This is a genomic window from Methylobacterium sp. J-059, assembly GCF_022829485.1.
Taxonomy (GTDB): Bacteria; Pseudomonadota; Alphaproteobacteria; order Rhizobiales; family Beijerinckiaceae; genus Methylobacterium.
Genome location: NZ_JAKSYA010000184.1, coordinates 1 through 1,197 on the forward strand (window position 1 = coordinate 1; position 1,197 = coordinate 1,197).

Sequence of the window (1,197 nt, forward strand, 5' to 3'; positions counted from 1 at the left end):
ACCATGGCCAAAGAGAAGTTTGCCCGCACGAAGCCGCACTGCAACATCGGCACGATCGGTCACGTTGACCACGGCAAGACGTCGCTGACGGCGGCGATCACGAAGGTCTTGGCGGAGTCCGGCGGGGCGACGTTCACGGCCTACGACCAGATCGACAAGGCTCCGGAGGAGAAGGCGCGCGGGATCACGATCTCGACGGCGCACGTGGAGTACGAGACGACGAACCGGCACTACGCGCACGTCGACTGCCCGGGTCACGCCGACTACGTGAAGAACATGATCACGGGCGCGGCGCAGATGGACGGCGCGATCCTGGTGGTGTCGGCGGCCGACGGCCCGATGCCGCAGACCCGCGAGCACATCCTGCTGGCGCGCCAGGTCGGCGTTCCGGCGCTGGTGGTGTTCCTCAACAAGGTCGACCTCGTCGACGACGCCGAGCTGCTCGAGCTCGTCGAGATGGAGGTGCGCGAGCTTCTGTCGAAGTACGACTTCCCCGGCGACGACATCCCGATCACCAAGGGCTCGGCCAAGGTCGCGCTCGACAACGGCGACAAGGCGGTCGGGCACGACGCGGTGCTGGCGCTGATGAAGACGGTGGACGACTACATCCCGCAGCCGGAGCGTCCGATCGACATGCCGTTCCTGATGCCGATCGAGGACGTGTTCTCGATCTCGGGCCGCGGCACGGTGGTGACGGGCCGGGTCGAGCGCGGCATCGTCAAGGTCGGCGAGACGGTGGAGATCGTCGGCATCCGCGACACCCAGACCACGACGGTCACGGGCGTCGAGATGTTCCGCAAGCTGCTCGACCAGGGCCAGGCGGGCGACAACGTCGGCGTGCTGCTGCGCGGCACCAAGCGCGAGGACGTCGAGCGCGGCCAGGTCGTGTGCAAGCCGGGCTCGGTCAAGCCCCACACCAAGTTCAAGGCCGAGGCCTACATCCTGACCAAGGAAGAGGGCGGGCGCCACACGCCGTTCTTCACCAACTACCGGCCGCAGTTCTACTTCCGCACCACCGACGTGACCGGCGTGTGCGTGCTGCCCGAGGGCACCGAGATGGTGATGCCGGGCGACAACGTGACCATGGACGTCACGCTGATCGTGCCGGTGGCCATGGAGGAGAAGCTGCGCTTCGCCATCCGCGAGGGCGGCCGAACCGTCGGCGCCGGCGTCGTCGCCGCCATCAACGCGTAGTCG

General features: G+C 67.5%; 1 protein-coding gene. It reads left to right on the forward strand.

Features of this window, described 5'->3' with window-relative positions:
* Positions 1-3: 3 nt before the first annotated feature.
* The gene (gene tuf, locus MKK55_RS28240) at positions 4-1,194 is read left to right on the forward strand and encodes an elongation factor Tu (RefSeq protein WP_147729937.1); all 1,191 of its coding nucleotides are present in this window, start codon (positions 4-6) and stop codon (positions 1,192-1,194) included.
* Positions 1,195-1,197: the final 3 nt, after the last annotated feature.

What these genes read in the sequence shown, in the direction of transcription:
- tuf (WP_147729937.1), top strand. Translation starts at nt 4, where the DNA reads ATGGCCAAAGAGAAGTTTGCCCGCACGAAGCCGCACTGCAACATCGGC.